This is a genomic window from Sulfitobacter sp. UBA1132 (genome assembly GCF_002311545.1).
Taxonomy (GTDB): Bacteria; Pseudomonadota; Alphaproteobacteria; order Rhodobacterales; family Rhodobacteraceae; genus Sulfitobacter; species Sulfitobacter pontiacus.
The window spans coordinates 361,273-379,699 of record NZ_DCAN01000006.1; the positions used below are offsets into that span (position 1 = coordinate 361,273).

At 62.3% G+C, this 18,427-nt stretch carries 16 protein-coding genes; 10 read left to right on the forward strand and 6 right to left on the reverse strand.

The window, feature by feature from the left end; all coding sequences use genetic code 11:
• Window positions 1-26: 26 nt before the first annotated feature.
• From B4F27_RS05560 to B4F27_RS05570, 3 genes are read right to left on the reverse strand one after another with little or no spacing between them, the layout of a single operon-like run.
• Window positions 27-494 (reverse strand): CinA family protein, encoded by a 468-nt coding sequence (locus B4F27_RS05560; RefSeq protein WP_082896073.1) that lies wholly within the window; start codon window positions 492-494, stop codon window positions 27-29.
• Complete coding sequence (locus tag B4F27_RS05565) at window positions 487-984, reverse strand: phosphatidylglycerophosphatase A family protein (protein WP_286759093.1); 498 nt, start codon at window positions 982-984, stop codon at window positions 487-489. The genes B4F27_RS05560 and B4F27_RS05565 overlap by 8 nt, the downstream gene beginning before the upstream one ends.
• A complete protein-coding gene (locus tag B4F27_RS05570; protein ID WP_286759094.1) occupies window positions 981-2,123 on the reverse strand; it encodes a bifunctional 2-C-methyl-D-erythritol 4-phosphate cytidylyltransferase/2-C-methyl-D-erythritol 2,4-cyclodiphosphate synthase in 1,143 nt (380 codons plus the stop codon). Before B4F27_RS05570 ends, B4F27_RS05565 begins: the two co-directional genes overlap by 4 nt.
• Before the next feature lie 182 nt (window positions 2,124-2,305).
• Between B4F27_RS05570 and dusB the strand changes: the two genes are divergently transcribed.
• From dusB to B4F27_RS05595, 5 genes are all read left to right on the forward strand, one after another.
• The gene (dusB, locus tag B4F27_RS05575) at window positions 2,306-3,292 is read left to right on the forward strand and encodes a tRNA dihydrouridine synthase DusB (protein ID WP_286759095.1); all 987 of its coding nucleotides are present in this window, start codon (window positions 2,306-2,308) and stop codon (window positions 3,290-3,292) included.
• Entirely contained in the window at window positions 3,292-4,383 is a 1,092-nt protein-coding gene (locus B4F27_RS05580; protein WP_005853487.1) for a two-component system sensor histidine kinase NtrB, read from the forward strand. The genes dusB and B4F27_RS05580 overlap by 1 nt, the downstream gene beginning before the upstream one ends.
• A gap of 2 nt (window positions 4,384-4,385) precedes the next feature.
• Window positions 4,386-5,759 (forward strand): response regulator, encoded by a 1,374-nt coding sequence (locus B4F27_RS05585; protein WP_005853488.1) that lies wholly within the window; start codon window positions 4,386-4,388, stop codon window positions 5,757-5,759.
• 132 nt (window positions 5,760-5,891) lie between these two features.
• Window positions 5,892-8,114, forward strand: a complete 2,223-nt coding sequence (locus tag B4F27_RS05590) for a sensor histidine kinase NtrY-like (protein ID WP_286759141.1) — start codon at window positions 5,892-5,894, stop codon at window positions 8,112-8,114.
• On the forward strand, window positions 8,107-9,519 hold the full coding sequence (locus B4F27_RS05595) for a sigma-54-dependent transcriptional regulator (protein WP_037966344.1): 1,413 nt from the start codon (window positions 8,107-8,109) through the stop codon (window positions 9,517-9,519). The genes B4F27_RS05590 and B4F27_RS05595 overlap by 8 nt, the downstream gene beginning before the upstream one ends.
• 9 nt (window positions 9,520-9,528) lie before the next feature.
• Here the strand turns inward: B4F27_RS05595 and B4F27_RS05600 are convergent, their stop codons facing one another.
• Window positions 9,529-9,999, reverse strand: coding sequence for a hypothetical protein (locus tag B4F27_RS05600; protein WP_286759096.1), 471 nt, complete (start codon window positions 9,997-9,999; stop codon window positions 9,529-9,531).
• A gap of 155 nt (window positions 10,000-10,154) precedes the next feature.
• On the opposite strand from B4F27_RS05600, the gene trkA reads away from it, so the two are divergent.
• The 5 genes from trkA to B4F27_RS05625 all read left to right on the forward strand — a co-directional run bounded on the left by trkA (window position 10,155) and on the right by B4F27_RS05625 (window position 15,291).
• Window positions 10,155-11,531, forward strand: a complete 1,377-nt coding sequence (gene trkA, locus B4F27_RS05605) for a Trk system potassium transporter TrkA (protein WP_005853494.1) — start codon at window positions 10,155-10,157, stop codon at window positions 11,529-11,531.
• 34 nt (window positions 11,532-11,565) lie between these two features.
• The gene (locus tag B4F27_RS05610) at window positions 11,566-13,101 is read left to right on the forward strand and encodes a TrkH family potassium uptake protein (protein WP_074634934.1); all 1,536 of its coding nucleotides are present in this window, start codon (window positions 11,566-11,568) and stop codon (window positions 13,099-13,101) included.
• 141 nt (window positions 13,102-13,242) lie between these two features.
• Window positions 13,243-13,482 (forward strand): RNA chaperone Hfq, encoded by a 240-nt coding sequence (hfq, locus tag B4F27_RS05615; RefSeq protein WP_005853497.1) that lies wholly within the window; start codon window positions 13,243-13,245, stop codon window positions 13,480-13,482.
• Complete coding sequence (gene hflX, locus B4F27_RS05620; protein ID WP_286759097.1) at window positions 13,479-14,777, forward strand: GTPase HflX; 1,299 nt, start codon at window positions 13,479-13,481, stop codon at window positions 14,775-14,777. The genes hfq and hflX overlap by 4 nt, the downstream gene beginning before the upstream one ends.
• Before the next feature lie 112 nt (window positions 14,778-14,889).
• Window positions 14,890-15,291 (forward strand): DUF2177 family protein, encoded by a 402-nt coding sequence (locus B4F27_RS05625; RefSeq protein WP_064216540.1) that lies wholly within the window; start codon window positions 14,890-14,892, stop codon window positions 15,289-15,291.
• Between the two features lie 75 nt (window positions 15,292-15,366).
• Here B4F27_RS05625 and B4F27_RS05630 read toward each other — a convergent pair whose 3' ends face one another.
• Window positions 15,367-15,930 carry a pseudouridine synthase gene (locus B4F27_RS05630; RefSeq protein ID WP_037944262.1) on the reverse strand — a complete coding sequence of 188 codons (564 nt, stop codon included), beginning with the start codon at window positions 15,928-15,930 and terminating at the stop codon, window positions 15,367-15,369.
• On the reverse strand, window positions 15,927-18,395 hold the full coding sequence (locus tag B4F27_RS05635) for a penicillin acylase family protein (RefSeq protein ID WP_074634932.1): 2,469 nt from the start codon (window positions 18,393-18,395) through the stop codon (window positions 15,927-15,929). The genes B4F27_RS05630 and B4F27_RS05635 overlap by 4 nt, the downstream gene beginning before the upstream one ends.
• Window positions 18,396-18,427: the final 32 nt, after the last annotated feature.

Here is an 18,427-nt window from a genome sequence, read left to right on the forward strand (position 1 = left end):
TAGCCATGTCGCCTGTTTTGCGGGCGTTATGCAATCGCCTCAAAAATCAGCCCCAAGGCGAAATCGCGGGCAGCGCGGCGGACTTTATCACGGCCCAAGGCACCGAACTCTTGCGTTTGGGTGGTGATACCGGACGCCGTGGCGAGGCCAAAACAGACGCGGCCTTCGGGCTTATGCTCTGACCCGCCGGGGCCTGCGATACCGGTGATCGACACGGCGATCTGCGCGCCAGATCGTGCCAAGGCACCGCGCGCCATTTCAAGGGCGACCTGCTCGGACACCGCGCCGTGGGCGGTGAGTGTGTCAGGGCTGACGCCCAGAAGATCGATCTTGGCGGCATTGGTATAGGTGACAAACCCTCGGTCGAAGATCGCGGAGGATCCGGGGAGGTCCGTTAGGGCGGCGGCCACCATGCCGCCCGTGCAGCTTTCGGCGCAGGCGATCATGACCTCGCGCGTGCGGGCGCGGTCCAGAAGGGCGTGCAAATCAGGCAAAGAGATACACGTGATACAGCACGGCCAGTGCGATCACCCCCAGCAGTGCGAAAATGCCTGCAAAGATATCATCCAGCATCACGCCAAGCGCATCGCCGCGCCGGTCGGCCCAGCCGATGATCAGCGGTTTCCAGATGTCGAACAGACGGAACAGGGCAAAAGCCGCGATCCAGCCGGGCCACACCACAAGGATGTTCATATCCATCGTCCAACTGGCATAGCTGAGCGGCAGCAGCGCGACCCATTGGCCTGCAACCTCGTCGATCACGATTTCCGACGGATCATGATCCGCGCTTCCCGCGGTCATGCGTGCGGTGGCCCACCAACCTGCGGCAAAGGTAAGCACGATGCCTGCGATCAACAGCGGCAGCCCCCCGATGACATGAAGCAGCCAGGCCCAGGGCAGCGCGACCAGCGACCCCCAGGTGCCCGAAGCAGGGCGGATGTAACCCACCCCCAGAACGGTCGCGATCAGCTTTGCCAAAGTCATAGTTTCACCAATGTTGCTGTGGCCATGCAGGCGATGCCTTCGCCGCGGCCGGTAAATCCCAAACGTTCCGAGGTCGTCGCCTTGACCGACACACGGCTTTCCTCAAGGGACAGGATATCCGCCATCACGCGGCGCATCTCTGCGGCATGAGGCCCCACTTTGGGGTATTCGCAGATCAGCGTGCAATCCACATGGGTCAGGGTGAACCCTTCGCTGCGCGCCAGATCGGCGGCATGGCGCAGAAAGATTTGGCTTTGCGCCCCTTTCCACTGCGGGTCAGACGGGGGGAAATGCTGGCCGATGTCGCCCATAGCCAGCGCGCCATAAATCGCATCGGTGACCGTATGCATGCCGACATCGGCGTCGGAATGGCCGACCAGCCCCTGATCATGCGGAATATCAACGCCGCAAAGTGTGACATGATCCCCCGGACCGAAAGCATGTACATCAAACCCGTTGCCGGTGCGAATATCCATTGAAGACTCCAATATGCGGGCGGCGCGGGTCAAATCGCCCGGCACCGTGATTTTCAGGTTATCGACGCTGCCGGGGGTGATGGCAACCGCAACACCGGCGGCGCGGGCGACCTCTACATCATCGGCGGCGATGCCTTCAAAGGCGGCATGGGCGGCGCGGATCGTGGCCGCATCGAAGCCTTGCGGGGTTTGTGCGGCATAAAGCGCGGTGCGGTCCTGCGTGCCTGCGACGGCTCCGTCTTCGGCGACCCAAAGCGCGTCTGTGACAGGCAGGCCGGGGGCGGCTGCGGCATCTGTGGCCAGCGCGTCGATCACACCGTCGATGATCTGCGGCGTGACACAGGGGCGGGCGGCGTCATGGATCAGCACCAGATCCGCATCCCCCAGCAGCGCCAGACCGTTGCGCACCGATGCTGCACGATCCGCCCCGCCTTCGGCGACAAGACAGCCTTGCGCGGTGAATCCGTCGGCCTGCGCCATGTCACTGGCGTTCAATACGATGATGATCCGGTCCACCTGCGGATGCCGCTGGAAAGCCGCAAGCGTGTGGTCGATCACGCGTTTCCCGCACAGCGGCTGCCATTGTTTGGGCACGGCACCCCCCGCACGGGTGCCCCGTCCGGCGGCCACGATGAGCGCTGCGATTTTCGGTCTCGACGCCATCGCGCGCCCCCTTTGATAAACTCGCCCCGTTCTAAGCCTGCAAAGCAGCCTGTGCAATCGCCCGCGCGTGGTGCTTAAATTTTAGGCAATAGGTCAGTTTCTCACCAGTAAAAGCTTTTGGTTTGATTGAGTTTCGGCCCACCCCTCGGTAAACCAAAGGCAATTGCACAAGGATTAAGCGTTTGGATCTCTCGGATCTGCCCTTCAAACTCGACCCGCCTGTTTTGCTGGCTCCGATGGCGGGGATCACCGATCTGCCGTTCCGCACACTGGTGGCGTCTTTTGGCGCAGGGTTGGTGGTGTCAGAGATGGTTGCCAGCGTCGACATGATCAACGCCCGCCCCGGGACGCTGGAAAAGGCCGAACTGGGGCTTGGCGTCGAAGGCACTGCGGTACAGCTGGCAGGACGCGAGGCCGCCCCCATGGCCGAGGCCGCGCGGATGGTCGAAGGGCAGGGCGCGCGGGTGATCGACATCAATATGGGTTGCCCCGCCAAGAAGGTGACACAAGGCTATTCCGGCTCTGCGCTGATGAAAACGCCCGACCACGCGCTGCGCCTGATCGAGGCGGTGGTGAACGCGGTGAACGTGCCCGTCACGCTCAAGACGCGGCTGGGGTGGGACGACAATATGCTGAACGCGCCACAGATCGCCGCGCGGGCCGAAGCGGCGGGGATCACCATGATCACCATCCACGGACGCACGCGCTGCCAGTTCTATAAGGGGTCCGCCGATTGGGCCGCGATTGCGGGTGTCAAACAGGCGGTCTCAGTTCCCGTCATTGCCAATGGCGATATCATCAGCACCGATGCCGCGCGTCAGGCGCTAGCGCAGTCGGGGGCGGATGGTGTGATGATCGGGCGCGGTGCCCAAGGTAAACCGTGGCTGCTCGCTCAGGTGGCCCATGATCTGTTCGGCGCGCCCGCACCGGTCATCCCGCAGGGCGCCGATTTCGCGCGCATGGTGTCCGACCACTACGAGGCGATCATCCGGTTCTATGGCGAGGTGATTGGCCTGCGCGTCGCGCGCAAACATCTGGGGTGGTACATGGACACCAGCAACACCCCCGCTGATCTACGCCGCGCGGTACTGACCGCTGCCAGCCCCGCCGAGGTGCACCGTCTTATCCCGTCCGCCTGTCTGCCGGACCGCCAGTTGGAGGCTGCTTGATGTCGCTGGATACTGTTTTCGCATCGCTGCCCGTGCCCGCCATTCTGATCGATACAGACGACACGATCGCCGAGTTGAACTCGGAAGCCGAAGGGTTTCTGAACGCCTCTGCAAAATCCGTGCGCGGTGTGCCAGTGTGGGACATGATCGCCGTCGATGCCCCTCTGGAAGAGGCGTTCACCCGCGCCCGCGACAATGGCACGCCCTTGTTCGTCAACGATGTGGATGTCGGCAGCGGCCAGCGCCCGCCGGTGCAATGTGCGTTACACTTCGCGCCGCTGATCGATGCGGCGGGGCAGATGATCCTGATGATCACCCCCCGCGAGATGGCCGGTCGGATGACGCAGAATAATTCGGTCAAATCCGCCGCCAAATCCGCCATCGGCATGGCCGAGATGCTGGCCCATGAGATCAAGAACCCGCTGGCAGGGATCACCGGTGCCGCGCAACTGCTCAGCATGAATCTCAGCACCGAGGATCTGGAGCTCACAGACCTGATCGTCGCGGAATCGCGCCGGATCGTGAAGCTGCTGGAGCAGGTCGAACAATTCGGCAACCTCATGCCGCCGGAACGCAAGGCGGTGAACCTGCATGACGCGCTGGACCGCGCGCGCCGGTCTGCGCTGCTGGGGTTTGGCGCGCGCATGAAGATCATCGAGGATTACGACCCTTCGCTGCCGCCGGCCTTGGGTGACAAGGATCAGTTGTTGCAGGTGGTGCTGAACCTGATCAAGAACGCGTCAGAGGCGGCAGGCCCCTCGGGCGGGACGATCCGGTTGCACAGCTATTATGAACATTCCTTCCGCATGCGCCGATCCGACGGCACGGCGCAATCGTTGCCCTTGCAGATCGAAGTCATCGACGACGGCCCCGGTCTACCAGAGGCGATCCGCGCTGACGTGTTCGAACCCTTCGTATCCGGGCGCGAGAACGGCACCGGGCTGGGGCTGGCGCTGGTGAGCAAGATCATTTCCGACCACGGCGGCTGGATCACGGTGGAGTCTGTGCCCGGCAAGACCGTGTTCCGCATCTCACTGCCGCGGGCCGATAAGACCCAAATTGAAAATACCGCTTCCGATCAGGAGAATTAACGATGGATGGCACCGTTCTGGTCGCTGATGACGACCGCACAATCCGCACCGTTCTGACACAGGCACTGACCCGCGCAGGCTGCAAGGTGCACGCGACATCCAGCCTGACCACCCTGATGCGTTGGGTGGGCGAGGGCAAAGGCGACGTTGTGATCTCGGATGTGGTGATGCCCGACGGCAATGGGCTCGAGATGCTGCCCAAGATCGCGCAGGACCGACCCGGCTTGCCCGTGATCGTGATCTCGGCGCAGAACACGATCATGACCGCGATCAAGGCGGCAGAGGCGGAGGCTTATGACTACCTGCCCAAGCCTTTCGACCTGCCTGACCTGATGAAACGCACCGCCCGCGCGCTAGAGCGCAGCGGGCCGGCGCGCCGTCCGGCGCAGACCAGCTCTGACAGCGATGGGGATCGGGATGATCTGCCGCTGGTGGGGCGCACGCCGGTGATGCAAGCGCTCTACCGCGTGGTGGCGCGGGTGATGAACACGGATCTGCCGGTGTTGATCTGGGGCGAATCCGGCACAGGAAAGTCGCTGATCGGCAAGGCGATCCACGATTTCTCGGACCGGCGGAACCTGCCCTTTGTCACCGTCACCTCGGCCGAGTTGCAAGACCTTGAAGGCCCGACACGTGTCTTGGCGAGGGTCCGCGGCGGGACGCTGCTGATTGACGAGATCGGCGATTTCTCGGAAGAGATTCAGGCCCGTATCGCACGCATGATGGATACCCCCGGTGAACATGCGCCGCGCTTCCTTGCCACCAGCCAATCGGATCTGGCCGCCGCGATGAAGGCGGGGACCCTGCGGCGCGATCTGTATTATCGTCTCTCGGGGGCGACGCTGCATGTCCCCGCGCTGCGCGACCGCGTGGATGATATTGCCTTGCTCGCCGCGCATTTCCTTGAACGGTCGGAAACCGGCAATACCGCGCCGCGCGCCCTGTCCGAAGGGGCGGCGAAGGTCTTTGCCAACTATCAATGGCCCGGCAACGTGCGACAGTTGGAACACGCGATGCGGCAGCTCGCGCTGACCAGCCGCGCGCCGGAAATCACCCAATCCGAGGCAGAGCATGTGTTGGGCGCGCAACCCGACCCCGAACCGCTGCGCGCGCAGGCCAATACCGAAAAGCTTGGGGCCTCGGTCGAACGTCACCTACAGCGATACTTTGATCAACACGGTTCGATGCTGCCGCCCCCCGGACTTTACGCCCGTATCCTGCGCGAGATCGAAGCCCCGTTGATCGAGATCGCCCTTGCCGCAACCGCTGGCAATCAGGCGAAATGCGCGGATCTTCTGGGAATCAACCGCAATACGCTGAGAAAAAAGATCACGGACCTCGATATTGAGGTGACACGCGGTCGAAAAATGATGTAAAAGCGCCACATAACCGTGGCCATCTAGCCTCAAAGCCGGATCAGGACCACAAAAATGGGCGGTTGATGCATAGGTGCATCACATCATCGGTGAGGATAGCGGGTGCTTACCCGGTCACGCAGCTATTATCTTATGCGGCTTGAGCGCCTGCGCCGGATCAGGCGCGTGCGCAATCTGGCGACCCTGGGGCTTGTGGTTCTGGGGCCGGTGCTGGCGCTTGTCACCTATTTGGTGCTCGGCCCGCTTGAACAAGGCGGAAACACCCCCAGCCTGCGCATCATTCTGCTGATCGATCTGGTCTATATCCTGCTCGTCGCCGCCCTTGTGTTGAGCGAGGTCGCGCGGCTGGTGGCGGCGCGGCGGGCGAAGTCTGCGGGCTCGCGGTTGCACCTGCGTCTGACGGGGGTGTTCGCGCTGATGGCGCTGATCCCGACGGTGAGTGTTGCGATCTTCGCGGGGCTGACGATCAACGTGGGGCTTGAAGGCTGGTTCTCGGACCGGGTGCGGTCGGTGGTGGGCAATTCGCTGGCCGCCGCCGAAGCCTATGAGAACGAGCAAAGCGATGACCTGCGCGAAGATGCCATCGCCTTGGCCCGCGCGATTGATCAAGCGCGCACGCAGGGCGTTGATGTGCCTGACACCCAGCTTTTGGCGGACGGGCAACGCCTGATCCAGCGCGGCTTGCGCGAGGCCTATATGATCGACGGCACCGGCCAGATCCGCGCGCGCGGCGACCGGTCCTATCTGTTCGATTTCGAAGAACCGACACCCGAACAGATCCGCGAGGCACAAGAGCTCGACGGCGCGCCGCTGGTGATCGAGGATTGGGACAACAACGAATTCCGCGCGCTGGTGCTGATGGAAGCCTTTGTCGACCGCTATCTTTACGTCAGCCGCGATGTGGACGGAAAAATCCTGTCGCTGCTGGACGATACCAAGGAAACGGTGCGGCTGTACCAACAGCTTGAAAACGAGCGCGGCAAGCTGCTGTTCGAATTCGGTCTGCTTTATGTGGGCTTTGCGGTGATCCTGATTCTCGCAGCGGTCTGGCTGGGGCTGTGGTTTGCCGAACGTCTGTCAGGGCCGGTGGGCCGGTTGACGGGCGCGGCGCAGCAGGTCGGTGCCGGTGATCTTGAGGTTCAGGTCCGCGAGGAAGAAGGCGATGACGAGATCGCCATGCTTGGCCGCTACTTCAACCAGATGACCAAACAGTTGAAAGGCCAGCGCGAGACGTTGCTGGATAACACCCGCCAGATCGAACGCCGTCGTCGCCTGTTCGATTCGGTGCTTAGCTCCGTCACCTCGGGCGTCGTGGGGCTGGACCCCGAGGGGCGGGTGACCTTCGTCAACCGCTCTGCCGCGCGGCTGCTGGACTGGAGCGAGGACCAGCAATCGCTGGCGCTCTCGGTCGCGGTGCCGGAGTTCGGCCCGCTGTTCAATACGGTCGTCAAAGGGCAGAACGAGGTCGCGCAGGGCGAGATCAAGGTCTCGCGTCAGGGGCAGATGGAAAATCTGCTGGTGCGCGTCGCCACGCGGCGCAGCGAAGACGGGCGGCTTGAGGGCTATGTGGTGGCCTTTGACGATGTGACCGATCTGGTGAGCGCGCAGCGCATGGCCGCATGGGGCGACGTGGCGCGGCGCATTGCCCACGAGATCAAGAACCCGCTCACTCCGATCCAGCTGAGCGCCGAGCGGATCAAACGCAAGTTCGGCCCCAAGCTGCCCGAGGACGCCGCCAGCCTTGACCAGATGACCGGCGTGATCATCCGCCAGACCGGCGACCTGCGCCGTATCGTCGACGAATTCTCCAAATTCGCGCGCATGCCAGAGCCTGAGACCTCTGTGCAGAATGTCGTTCAGGTGTTGCAGGATGCGGTCTTGTTGCAGCAGTCGGGCCAGCCCGACGTGACCATCAGCGCCAATCTGCCGACACAAGAGATACTGGCGCGCGTGGACCAGACAATGCTGTCGCAAGCCTTAACAAATTTGATTAAGAACGCGGGAGAAGCCATTGAAAGCCGTAAGCAAAATGATCCAGAGGCCGATATAGACCCGCGCATCGAGGTGCAGTTGACCACAACCCAAACGGCGCTACAAATCACCATAGCGGATAATGGCATCGGATTGCCGGAAGACCGCGCGCGACTGTTCGAGCCATATGTCACCACCCGATCCGAAGGGACTGGCCTTGGCCTGCCCATCGTGAAAAAGATCATCGAAGAACACGGCGGGACGTTGTCGTTGGAAAACGCGCCGGTCTTCGCGGGCGAAACACATTTCGGCGCAATGGCGGTGATCACGCTACCCCTTGCTGCCCCCACCGGAACCCCAGAACTGGAGACCCATAATGAGTGACATCCTGATCGTTGACGACGAACGCGACATCCGCGAGTTGATTTCGGACATTCTGGAAGACGAGGGCTTTGTCACGCGGTTGGCCGGCAATTCGGACGAGGCGATCTCGGCCATCAATGCGGAGCCGCCGGCGCTGATGATCCTTGATATCTGGTTGAAAGACAGCCGGATGGACGGGATCGACATTCTGAAAACGGTAAAGCGGGACAATCCGGATGTGCCTGTTGTCATCATCTCGGGGCATGGGAACATCGAAATCGCGGTCGCGGCGATCAAGCAGGGTGCCTATGACTTCATCGAAAAACCCTTCAATATCGACCAGTTGATGGTGGTGATCCGCCGCGCGATGGAAACCTCGCGCCTGCGTCGCGAGAACCACAGCCTCAAGCGGCGCGAGGTCGCGAGCACTGATATGATCGGCAGCTCGACCGCCTTCAAAACACTGATGGGGCAGCTTGACAAGGTCACGAAATCGAACGGTCGGGTGATGCTGCGCGGCCCTGCGGGGGCGGGCAAAGAGATCGCCGCGCGCTATATCCATGCCAATTCCAACCGGGCCTCGGCCCCCTTCGTGACGGTCAACTGCGCCAGTGTCGCGCCGGACCGCATGGAGGAAGTGTTGTTTGGCCGTGAAACCCCTGACCGCGGGGTAGAGCCGGGCCTGCTGGAACAGGCGCATGGCGGGGTGATCTTCTTTGACGAGGTGGCCGATCTGCCGCTGGGGACACAATCGAAAATCCTCCGTGTCCTGGTGGACCAGCAATTCACCCGCGTCGGCGGCAACGACAAGGTGCGTGTCGATCTGCGTGTTATATCCAGCACAAACAAGGACTTGGATGCCGCGATTAAAGCGGACACCTTCCGGCAGGAGCTATTTCACCGGCTCAACGTCGTGCCGATCTCTGTCCCGTCGCTGGAGGACCGCCGCGAGGATATCCCAGTCCTGGCGCGCCACTTTATCGCGGATTTCAATGCCTCGCAGGGGTTGCCGCTGCGCGAATTCTCGGGCGATGCAGAGGCGTTGTTGCAGACGATGGTCTGGCCGGGCAACGTGCGTCAGCTCAAGAACCTGGTGGAACGTGTGCTGATCCTTGGCGACGGCACCGGCCCGATCGAAGCGCGCGAGCTGCCGGGCGAGGAAGAAACCACCGACGAAGAGGGGCGCGTGGTGCTGTCTGGTGCCTTGGCGACCTTGCCCCTGCGCGAGGCCCGCGAAGCGTTTGAACGCGAATACCTGCTGACCCAGATCAACCGGTTCGGCGGCAACATCAGCCGCACCGCGAATTTCGTCGGCATGGAACGGTCGGCGCTGCACCGTAAGCTCAAAAGTCTCGGGGTGGTGACCTCGGCTAAGTCGGGCACGCGGGTGGCGCATGTGGATGATGACGGGGCAGCCGATAGCTGACCCTATTCGCTACCCCCGCGTCACGATCTGGAAACTGCCGTCGTCATTGCGGATCACGCAGGCGCTTTCAGTCAGCGCGGGCAGGGCGGTTGTGCGCCCCTGCGGCGCGGCCTTGGCGATGCCAGCGGGGCATTGCGGGATCGACACCGGGGCAAAGCCCGCATCGGCCATACATTGCGTTTCAACCCTTTTGCGCAGATCGGCACTGGGATCGACCGTATAGGTTTGCCCGGGCTCGAAATATCCCGCGCGGGAAGTGCAACGTCCATCGGACCGGCAGACGCGGCGCGGCGGGATGAAACGGGGCGGGGTGCGCACGGTTTGAAGCACCACAGGCACCTGTGCCAAGGCATCGACCTGACATTGCGTGGTCTGGCGTTCGACCGTCGCGACAGTGGCACCGGGTTTGTAGTAGGTGTTCAACGGTGCGCAGGCCGCCAGTGCCACGCCACCCCAGATGATCAATGCCGTTTTTCGCATATGCGCCCCCCGTCTTGCTATGGAAGCATAGTCTGACATTTGAATTGACCCTTGCATAGCCATCTGTCATTCAAATCACTGGCATATCACGGGTCACGCGGGCACGCCCCAGCTGGTGACGCAAGGCAAGGCTTCACGCCAAAGGAACCCCATTTATGAAAGTGATCATTTGCGGCGCAGGGCAGGTCGGGTGGCAGATTGCCCGCCATCTTTCGGGCGAACGCAACGACGTCACAATCGTTGACAGCAACGCCGATCTGGTGCGCCGCGCCACCGATACGCTGGATGTGCAAGGGATCGCCGGCTTTGCAAGCTACCCCGACGTGCTGGACCGCGCCGGTGCCCGCGATGCCGAGATGATCATTGCCGCCACCCATTCGGACGAGGTGAACATGGTCACCTGTCAGGTGGCCCATTCGGTCTTTGGCATCAACCGCAAGATCGCGCGACTGCGCAGCCAATCCTATCTGACGGCGATCTATTCCGATCTTTATCGTCGCGATCACATGCCGATCGACGTTGTAATCTCGCCCGAGAAAGAGGTGGCGAATGCGGCGTTGCAGCGGCTGTCGGCCCCAGCGGCCTTTGATACAGAAACTTTCATGGACGGGATGGCGCATCTGATCGGTATCCAGATCGACGAAGACTGCCCGGTTGTGAACACGCCGCTGCGACAGTTGACCGATCTGTTCTCGACGCTGCGCGCTGTCGTCGTCGGAGTGCGCCGTGATGGCACGCTGTTTGCGCCGGAATCCAAGGACCAGCTGTTTGTCGGTGACGCCTGCTATGTCTTTTGCCACCGCGATGACATCCCCCGCACGCTCGAGATTTTTGGCAAGACCACCAGCAAGCTTGAACGTGTCGTGCTTGTGGGCGGGGGGAATGTCGGGCTGGCCGTGGCCCAGAACCTCGAGGCGCGCGGCAAGCGGGTGCGCACCAAGATGATCGAGAAGAACCGCCGCATCGCGGAACGCGCCGCCGAGGCGTTGGAGCGGACGATCGTGCTCAACGGCGACGGGCTGGACGCGTCCCTGCTGGCCGAAGCGGGCATTGGCCGCGCCGATGCGATGATGGCAATCACCGATGACGACAAGACCAACATGCTGGCCTGCGTGCGCGCCAAATCCGAAGGCTGCCCCTATGTCATCGCGCTGATCAACGACCCCACGCTGGTCCCGCTGATGGAGCCTTTGGGCATCGACGCCTATATCAACCCGCGTTCCACCACCGTCAGCTCTATCCTGCGACACATCCGTCACGGGCGGGTGCGGTCGGTCTACTCCATCGGCGACGCCGAGGCAGAGGTGATCGAGGCCGAGGTGCTGTCGACCTCGCCGATTGCGGGCAAACGCGTGTCCGACATTGATTTCCCCGAAGGGGCGCTGATGGGCATGGTTCGCAAGGGCGACGAGGTGATGCGCCCCCTCGGCACCACACGCATCGAAGAAGGTGACGTCATCGCTGTGTTCTGTCTGGCCAAAGACGTGCCGCAGGTCGAACAGCTGATGCAGGTCTCCATCGACTTTTTCTGATGGTGCCTGCGTCCAAATTACCGGAGCGCCGCACGTGAGACGCAAATCCTATATCCGCCGCGAGATCCTTGAACTGCCGCTGTTCTTGCTGATTTTCGGTGTGTTCAGCGCCTCGACAATCTTCCCAGCGATCTTTGCGCTGACCACCCAAGACCATCTGGCATCGCGGGCGTTTTTCTATTCGGGGCTGCTGGGGGTGTTTATCTTTACCCTGATTGCGGTCGCCCATGCCGGACGGCGCGCGCGGCACGGGGCCTTGGGGCCGCTGATGTCGCTGTTTTCCAGCTTTGTCTTTTTGCCCGCGCTGCTGGCGATCCCGTTTCTTGAGGCCCTGCCGACCACGCGGTTCCTGCACGCCTATTTCGATATGGTCAGCGCGATCACCACGACCGGCGCGACGCTGTTCGATGATCCCGGACGGATCAGTGACACGCTTCATCTGTGGCGCGCGCAGGTCGCCTGGATGGGCGGCCTGCTGATGTGGATCGCGGCGTCGGCCATTCTGGCCCCCTTACACCTTGGCGGATTCGAGGTGACCTCGCAGGCCGAACCCGGCAACCCGGACGAACGCCGCAGCAATATGGGCCAGATCGACCCGCGCCAACGGTTGCTGCGGTCCGCGGCGGCGCTGACGCCCACCTATCTTGCGCTGACGCTTTTGCTTTGGGTGCTGTTGCTGGCCAACGGGGACCGATCGCTGGTGGCGCTGTGTCATGCAATGTCGGTGCTGGCGACCTCGGGCATCTCGCCCCTAGGGGGGACGCATGACACCGGTGTCGGCTTTGGCGCGGAAGCGATGATGATGCTGTTCATGCTGTTCGCGCTGTCGCGGCTGACCTTTTCCAAAGACACGGTGACGGCGACGCAAGGGGGGCTGTTTACCGATCCAGAATTCCGCATGGGGCTGGCGCTGATCCTCGGCGTGCCTGTGGTGCTGTTCGTGCGCCATTTTCTTGGCGCTTTCGATGTGCATGCAAGCGCCGAAGCACTTGAGACCGGCAGCGCCTTCTGGGGGGCCATGTTCACAGTCACCTCCTTTCTGACCACCACCGGATTTGTCAGCGCCTCATGGGCCGAAGCGCAAAGCTGGTCGGGGCTCGAGACTCCGGGGCTGATCCTCATGGGGCTGGCGCTGATCGGCGGCGGAGTGGCGACCACGGCGGGCGGGGTCAAGCTGCTGCGGGTCTTTGCACTGTATCGCAACGGCGTCCGCGAGATGGAACGGCTGGTCCATCCACACTCTGTCTCGGGTGCCGGGCAAGCGGGGCGGCGGCTGCAAAGCAACGGAGCGTTTATCGCCTGGATCTTCTTTATGCTGTTCGCGCTGTCGCTGGCGGGGGTGACCCTGCTGCTGACCTTTGTCGGCGCGCCCTTTGCCGATGCGCTGGTAATGTCGGTGGCCACACTGGCGACAACCGGCCCGTTGATGGAGTTTGCCGCCGATGCCCCCATCGCGTTGATCCAGCTGGGCGACGGGGCCAAGATGATCCTATGTGCGGCGATGGTGTTGGGGCGGCTGGAAACTTTGGCGATTATTGCGCTGCTTACCCCAGATCTGTGGCGCGCGTGACACGGGATGCGGCTTTGCGCGCAACAGTTCTGACATTTTGGGGTGGAAACTCTGTGCGCGGGTCTTCATAGTCTTCCGAAGGGGTAAACCGATCCGCGGTTGCCAGCAAGAACAACAGCAAGAATAAGAGCGAGACCAACAATGGCGGCTGACCGACAAAACCTGCAAGACGCATTCCTGAACCATGTGCGCAAGACAAAGGTGCCGGTAACGATTTTCCTGATCAACGGTGTGAAGCTGCAAGGCGTCATCACATGGTTTGACAATTTCTGTGTTCTTCTGCGCCGTGATGGCCAATCGCAGCTTGTGTACAAACATGCGATTTCCACGATCATGCCAAGCACGCCGATCTCGCTATACGAGGGTGAAGACGCTAATTGAGCCGTCCTCCGTTTCAAATTGATGACACCGCAGGCCCGAAGCGTACCCGGGCTTGGGTGATTCACCCTGACATCAAGTCAGACAATGACCGCCGCATCGCGGAGCCCGCTTTGGCGGAAGCCGTTGCCTTGGCCCGTGCCCTGCCGCATCTGGACGTGGAAGGGGCCAACATCGTGCCCCTGCGCACCGTCAGCGCGGGCATGCTGTTCGGCTCTGGCAAGATCGAGGAGCTTCGGCTTGTCTTTGAAGAGGCCGAGGTTGAACTGGTGCTGGTCGATGGACCAGTGACGCCGGTCCAGCAGCGCAACCTTGAAAAAGCATGGGGCGTCAAACTGCTTGACCGTACCGGTCTGATCCTCGAGATTTTCAGCGACCGCGCCGCCACCCGCGAAGGGGTGCTGCAGGTCGAAATGGCTGCGCTGAACTATCAGCGCACGCGTCTGGTCCGCGCCTGGACTCACCTTGAACGTCAAAGGGGTGGTTTGGGCTTTGTCGGGGGCCCCGGCGAAACCCAGATTGAATCGGACCGCCGCGCCATTGACGAACAACTGGTGCGCTTGCGCCGACAGTTGGACAAGGTCGTCAAGACTCGCGCCTTGCACCGCGCCGCGCGTGCCAAGGTACCGTTCCCCATCGTGGCGCTTGTGGGCTATACCAACGCAGGCAAATCGACGTTGTTCAACCGGATGACCGGGGCCGATGTGATGGCGAAAGACATGCTTTTCGCCACGCTGGACCCGACCATGCGCAGCCTTGTGCTGCCCGACGGGCCAGAGATCATTCTAAGCGACACCGTGGGCTTCATCTCTGACCTGCCGACTGAACTGGTCGCCGCCTTCCGCGCCACACTGGAAGAGGTTCTGGCCGCCGATATCATCTGCCACGTGCGCGATATCTCTCATGCAGAGACGGAAAGCCAGGCACGCAATGTGCGCGATATCCTTACGTCTTTGGGCGTGCCCAAGGATACGCGCAGCTTCGAGGTCTGGAACAAGCTCGACCAGTTGGATGACGACCGTGCCGCCGCCGTACGCGCCCGTGCGCAGCGCGACGACAGTGTTCTTGCCATCTCTGCCATCACGGGTGAGGGGTTGGACGCGTTGCAAGCGGTCATCGCCGAAGCGCTGCAAGGTGCTGTGCGTGAAGCCGAACTGACGCTAGCCTTTGCCGACGGCAAGAAACGCGCCTGGCTGTTCGAACAGGACGTCGTGATCGAGGAAACCCAAACCGAAGACGGGTTTAACTTGATCGTGCGTTGGTCGGCACAGCAAGAAGCGCAATACCAGCGGCTGTAAGGCCGGCAGCTTTCGGGACCAATTGAAATAAGATAAAAAACGCTCGGAAAAGTCGCATTTTCCAAGCGCTGCTGCATATGATTGGGGAGCGTTGATTTTTCAGGAGCCCCCGATGACTTTGATTATTCTTTATGTACTGACATTCGTGATCTTTCTGGGGCTCGACTTTCTGGGCCTGAGCTATCTGATCAAACCGGTTTTCAGCCGTGATATCGGCCCCTTGCTGCTGGACCAGTTCCGGCTGCTGCCTGCCTTTGTCTTCTATGCCTTCTATATTGCTGTGCTGCTGTATTTCGTCAGCTGGCCCGCGATTGCACAGGATAAATCCTTGCTGTGGGTCTTTGGCAATGCGGCGCTGATCGGGGCCTTGGGGTATGGCACCTATGAGTTCACCAACCTCGCGACGTTGAAAGACTGGACACCGCAGATGGTGGCGACGGATTTCTCTTGGGGGGTGGTGTTGACGGGGACCTCTGCCACCTTGGGGGTCTGGGGCACGCGGGTGTTTTCCTGACGGTTCAGGGGTCAGAGAAGAGGGGGCCAGCCCCCCGGCCTTTGGCCGTCCCCCGGGATTTTGGGCCATTTGGAATTAGCGGCCAAGCTCGGACGAGAAGCGCCATGCGCCGGGTTGGAGCTTGTGCAGTTCCCAGTCGCCGACGCGCGCGCGGATCAGGCGGAGTGTCGGCAGGCCGACATGGGCCGTCATGCGCCGCACCTGACGGTTACGACCTTCGGTGATCGTGATCTCGAGCCAGGCATCAGGGACGGATTTGCGGAACCGCACCGGCGGGTCGCGGTCCCACAGAGGGTCGGGCGGGTCCATCAGCCGCGCCTTGGCGGGGGCGGTCTTGCCGTCTTTGAGCGTGACACCACTGCGCAAAGCGGCGAGGGCTTGTTCATCCGGCGTGCCTTCGACCTGCACCCAATAGGTTTTGGCCAGTTTATATTTCGGATGCGAGATACGGGCTTGCAGCGGGCCGCTGTCAGTCAGCACCATCAGCCCTTCGCTGTCGCGGTCCAGCCGTCCGGCGGGGTAGAAGCCCTTTTCATCGATATAGGCCGACAGGGTCGGGCGCGGCGAGCCTTCGGTGCCCTTGTCGGTGAATTGGGACAAGACGCCAAAAGGTTTGTTGAAAAGGATCACGCGGTTCATTCTGCCTCCGGTATCAGCTTGGTGATGCCGACGGGGGCGGCGCGGGCAAGCTCTTCGTCCAGCGACATGGGAATGTATTCGCCGCGCCGCCAGAGCTGTGCCAGATCGTCGTAGTGATGCGACAGGAAGTGGCCCGATTGGCCCGTTGATGTGATGAACACCGATGAATCCGGATCGGCGAAGTCATAAACCCCGCGGAAGCCTGCGCCGTGGACATTGGCGAAAGGGTCCGGCCCCGTGCCACGGGTGCGGCCACGCAGGAGGGTGTTGTCACCGCCCGAGGTCGACTGGCGGATGTTCATGAAGTAGCGCAACACGGGAACTTCGCCCAAGGTCTGGTGGTCGTGGGTGGCTTGGTGTGCGTCGCCCCACCGCAGGGATTCCAGCTGGGTTCCCCATGTCTCGTTGATCCAGATCAGCGCATCGTCCAGCGCCATGCGGGCCATGTCGGGGCAGGTCTCTTTCGGGGCGGATTGCAGCACGTCGCACCATGCGGCCGCACCGTCCACATCGCGGAAAACACGTTCGATGAACAGCGGATCGGCATGATCGAATTCCTCCGCCAAGGCTCCAAGCTCGTCCTGGATCAGCCGTTGCTGCAAGGCGCGCAGCCAGGCGGCATAGATCAGCGGTTCGGGCAGATGTTCGTTCATCTCGCCCGACCAGCCGGCAAGCAGGGTCAGCGCGCGCTGGCGTTGGCGTTCGGGCGTGCCTTCGGGCGCGGTTTCGCCGGTGAACCAAAGCTCGGCCCCGATCAGCGGTAGCAGAGAGCGCGCGGTGAAGCTGACCGTATCCAGCTGCGCTTCGATAAAGCTGTCGCGGGTGTGCACCTGGCGGCGCTGCATCAGGTTGCGCCACCGCTGGATGCGTTGCGTATCGCCCCAGAGGAAGGACACGTGGTTGGGGAAGGGGCGGTCCACCGTCTTGTTGTTGGTATTGCCGATAATCCCGCCACGGGGCGACAGGAATTCGGGGTTTGCGCTATAGGGCAGGCGGCCCTGCCAGCGGTTCGCGGCGATCCAGCCCGGTGTGGGCATGCGCCCCTGGCTTTGATGCGCGGCGTCGCGGGCGGGCAGCGCGCCGATGGTTTTCATCGCGATGGTATTCACATCCACCAGCGTCAGGTTTTGCGACGGCGCGATATAGGCCTCGCCCGCGGTGATCCCTTCCTCGACGGTCTTGGCCTCCATCAACTGCATGGCCGCGGCGATCGAGGTATCGGCGGGGTCAAGCGCAGTCCAGTTCAGCGCGGCGACATGACCGGGCGGGGTGATCGCAGCAAGGTTATAGTGGCTGCCGGGAAGCACCGGCCCATTGTCGGTCCAGCGCAGGGTCAGCGTGATCGGGTCGGCATCCTTGACCGTGATGATCGACGCGCGTTTGGCGAATTTCTTGAACCCGTCGGGGGTGCGATATTCCTCGCTGTTGTCGGGATTCAGTTCTTCGATATAGACGTCCTGATCGTCAGCATAGGATGAGGTGATCCCCCAGCCAAGCGCGCTGCTGCGCCCTGTCAGCACCACGGGGATACCGGGGATCGTGCCGCCGATGACACCGCCCGATTGCAACTCGAGCCGCGCGAGGTACCAGATGGTCGGCGCGGTGAAGCCCAGATGCGGGTCATTGGCGATCAGCGTCCCGCCCGAGGCAGAGCGATCCCGTGCGGCAGCCCAGGCGTTGGAGGCACCCGCCAGATCAAAGGATTTGAACGGCGACAGCGGCGAGGGATCGAGGGGGATATTGGCGGCGAACTGCGGCAGGCCGGGCGCCAGCTGCGCATATTCGGGCAGGGCGGCGATGCCACTGCCGGGGGCGTCAGGCAGGATATCCGACAGGCGCTTTTGATCGGGCAGCGCCAGCGAGGTGCGGGCGCGCTTGACCTCGGCATCCAGATGCCCCGACAGCTGCAAGGCCATCAGCTTGACCAGCGCCACGGAATCCGCCGCGCGCCAGGGGGCGACGGGTGCATCAAACAGCAGCATTTCGGGCGCACCGCGGCCCAGGGCTTCGGTGTTGATCTGGTCCAGCCGGGCATTCACCCCGGCGGCATAGGCATCCAGCGCTGCGCGGGTCTTGGGGTCGAGCGCCTGAAGCGATTGCACCGACAAGGTATAAAGATCAAAGCGACGCAGCATGCGGTCGATACGGACGGTGGTGGTGCCGAAAACCTCGGACAAGCGGCCTTGGACCGTGCGGCGCATGGTGATCATCTGCCACAGACGGTCCTGCGCATGGGCAAAGCCCAGCCCGTAGAACACATCTTGGTCACTTTCCCCGAATATATGCGGCACATTGGCGTTGTCGCGCACGATCTCCACCTCGGCCCCGAGGTTGGGTACGCGGACCGTATCGTCGTAGTCTGGCAGCGACCGCGAGGCCAGCCAATAGGCACCGCCGACACCAATTACCGCCAGCACCACCAAGAGCGTTGCAATTCGCATCAGCCACCGAAAAACCACTGCCATGTCACGCTCCTGGGTATATCTACGCGCGATTG

Coding starts and splice junctions, on each gene's coding strand:
- B4F27_RS05585 (WP_005853488.1), top strand. CDS start 4,386: ATGGATGGCACCGTTCTGGTCGCTGATGACGACCGCACAATCCGCACC.
- B4F27_RS05595 (WP_037966344.1), top strand. CDS start 8,107: ATGAGTGACATCCTGATCGTTGACGACGAACGCGACATCCGCGAGTTG.
- hfq (WP_005853497.1), top strand. CDS start 13,243: ATGGCGGCTGACCGACAAAACCTGCAAGACGCATTCCTGAACCATGTG.
- trkA (WP_005853494.1), top strand. CDS start 10,155: ATGAAAGTGATCATTTGCGGCGCAGGGCAGGTCGGGTGGCAGATTGCC.
- B4F27_RS05630 (WP_037944262.1), bottom strand. CDS start 15,930: ATGAACCGCGTGATCCTTTTCAACAAACCTTTTGGCGTCTTGTCCCAA.
- B4F27_RS05625 (WP_064216540.1), top strand. CDS start 14,890: ATGACTTTGATTATTCTTTATGTACTGACATTCGTGATCTTTCTGGGG.
- B4F27_RS05570 (WP_286759094.1), bottom strand. CDS start 2,123: ATGGCGTCGAGACCGAAAATCGCAGCGCTCATCGTGGCCGCCGGACGG.
- B4F27_RS05580 (WP_005853487.1), top strand. CDS start 3,292: ATGTCGCTGGATACTGTTTTCGCATCGCTGCCCGTGCCCGCCATTCTG.
- B4F27_RS05600 (WP_286759096.1), bottom strand. CDS start 9,999: ATGCGAAAAACGGCATTGATCATCTGGGGTGGCGTGGCACTGGCGGCC.
- B4F27_RS05635 (WP_074634932.1), bottom strand. CDS start 18,395: ATGGCAGTGGTTTTTCGGTGGCTGATGCGAATTGCAACGCTCTTGGTG.
- B4F27_RS05590 (WP_286759141.1), top strand. CDS start 5,892: ATGCGGCTTGAGCGCCTGCGCCGGATCAGGCGCGTGCGCAATCTGGCG.
- B4F27_RS05565 (WP_286759093.1), bottom strand. CDS start 984: ATGACTTTGGCAAAGCTGATCGCGACCGTTCTGGGGGTGGGTTACATC.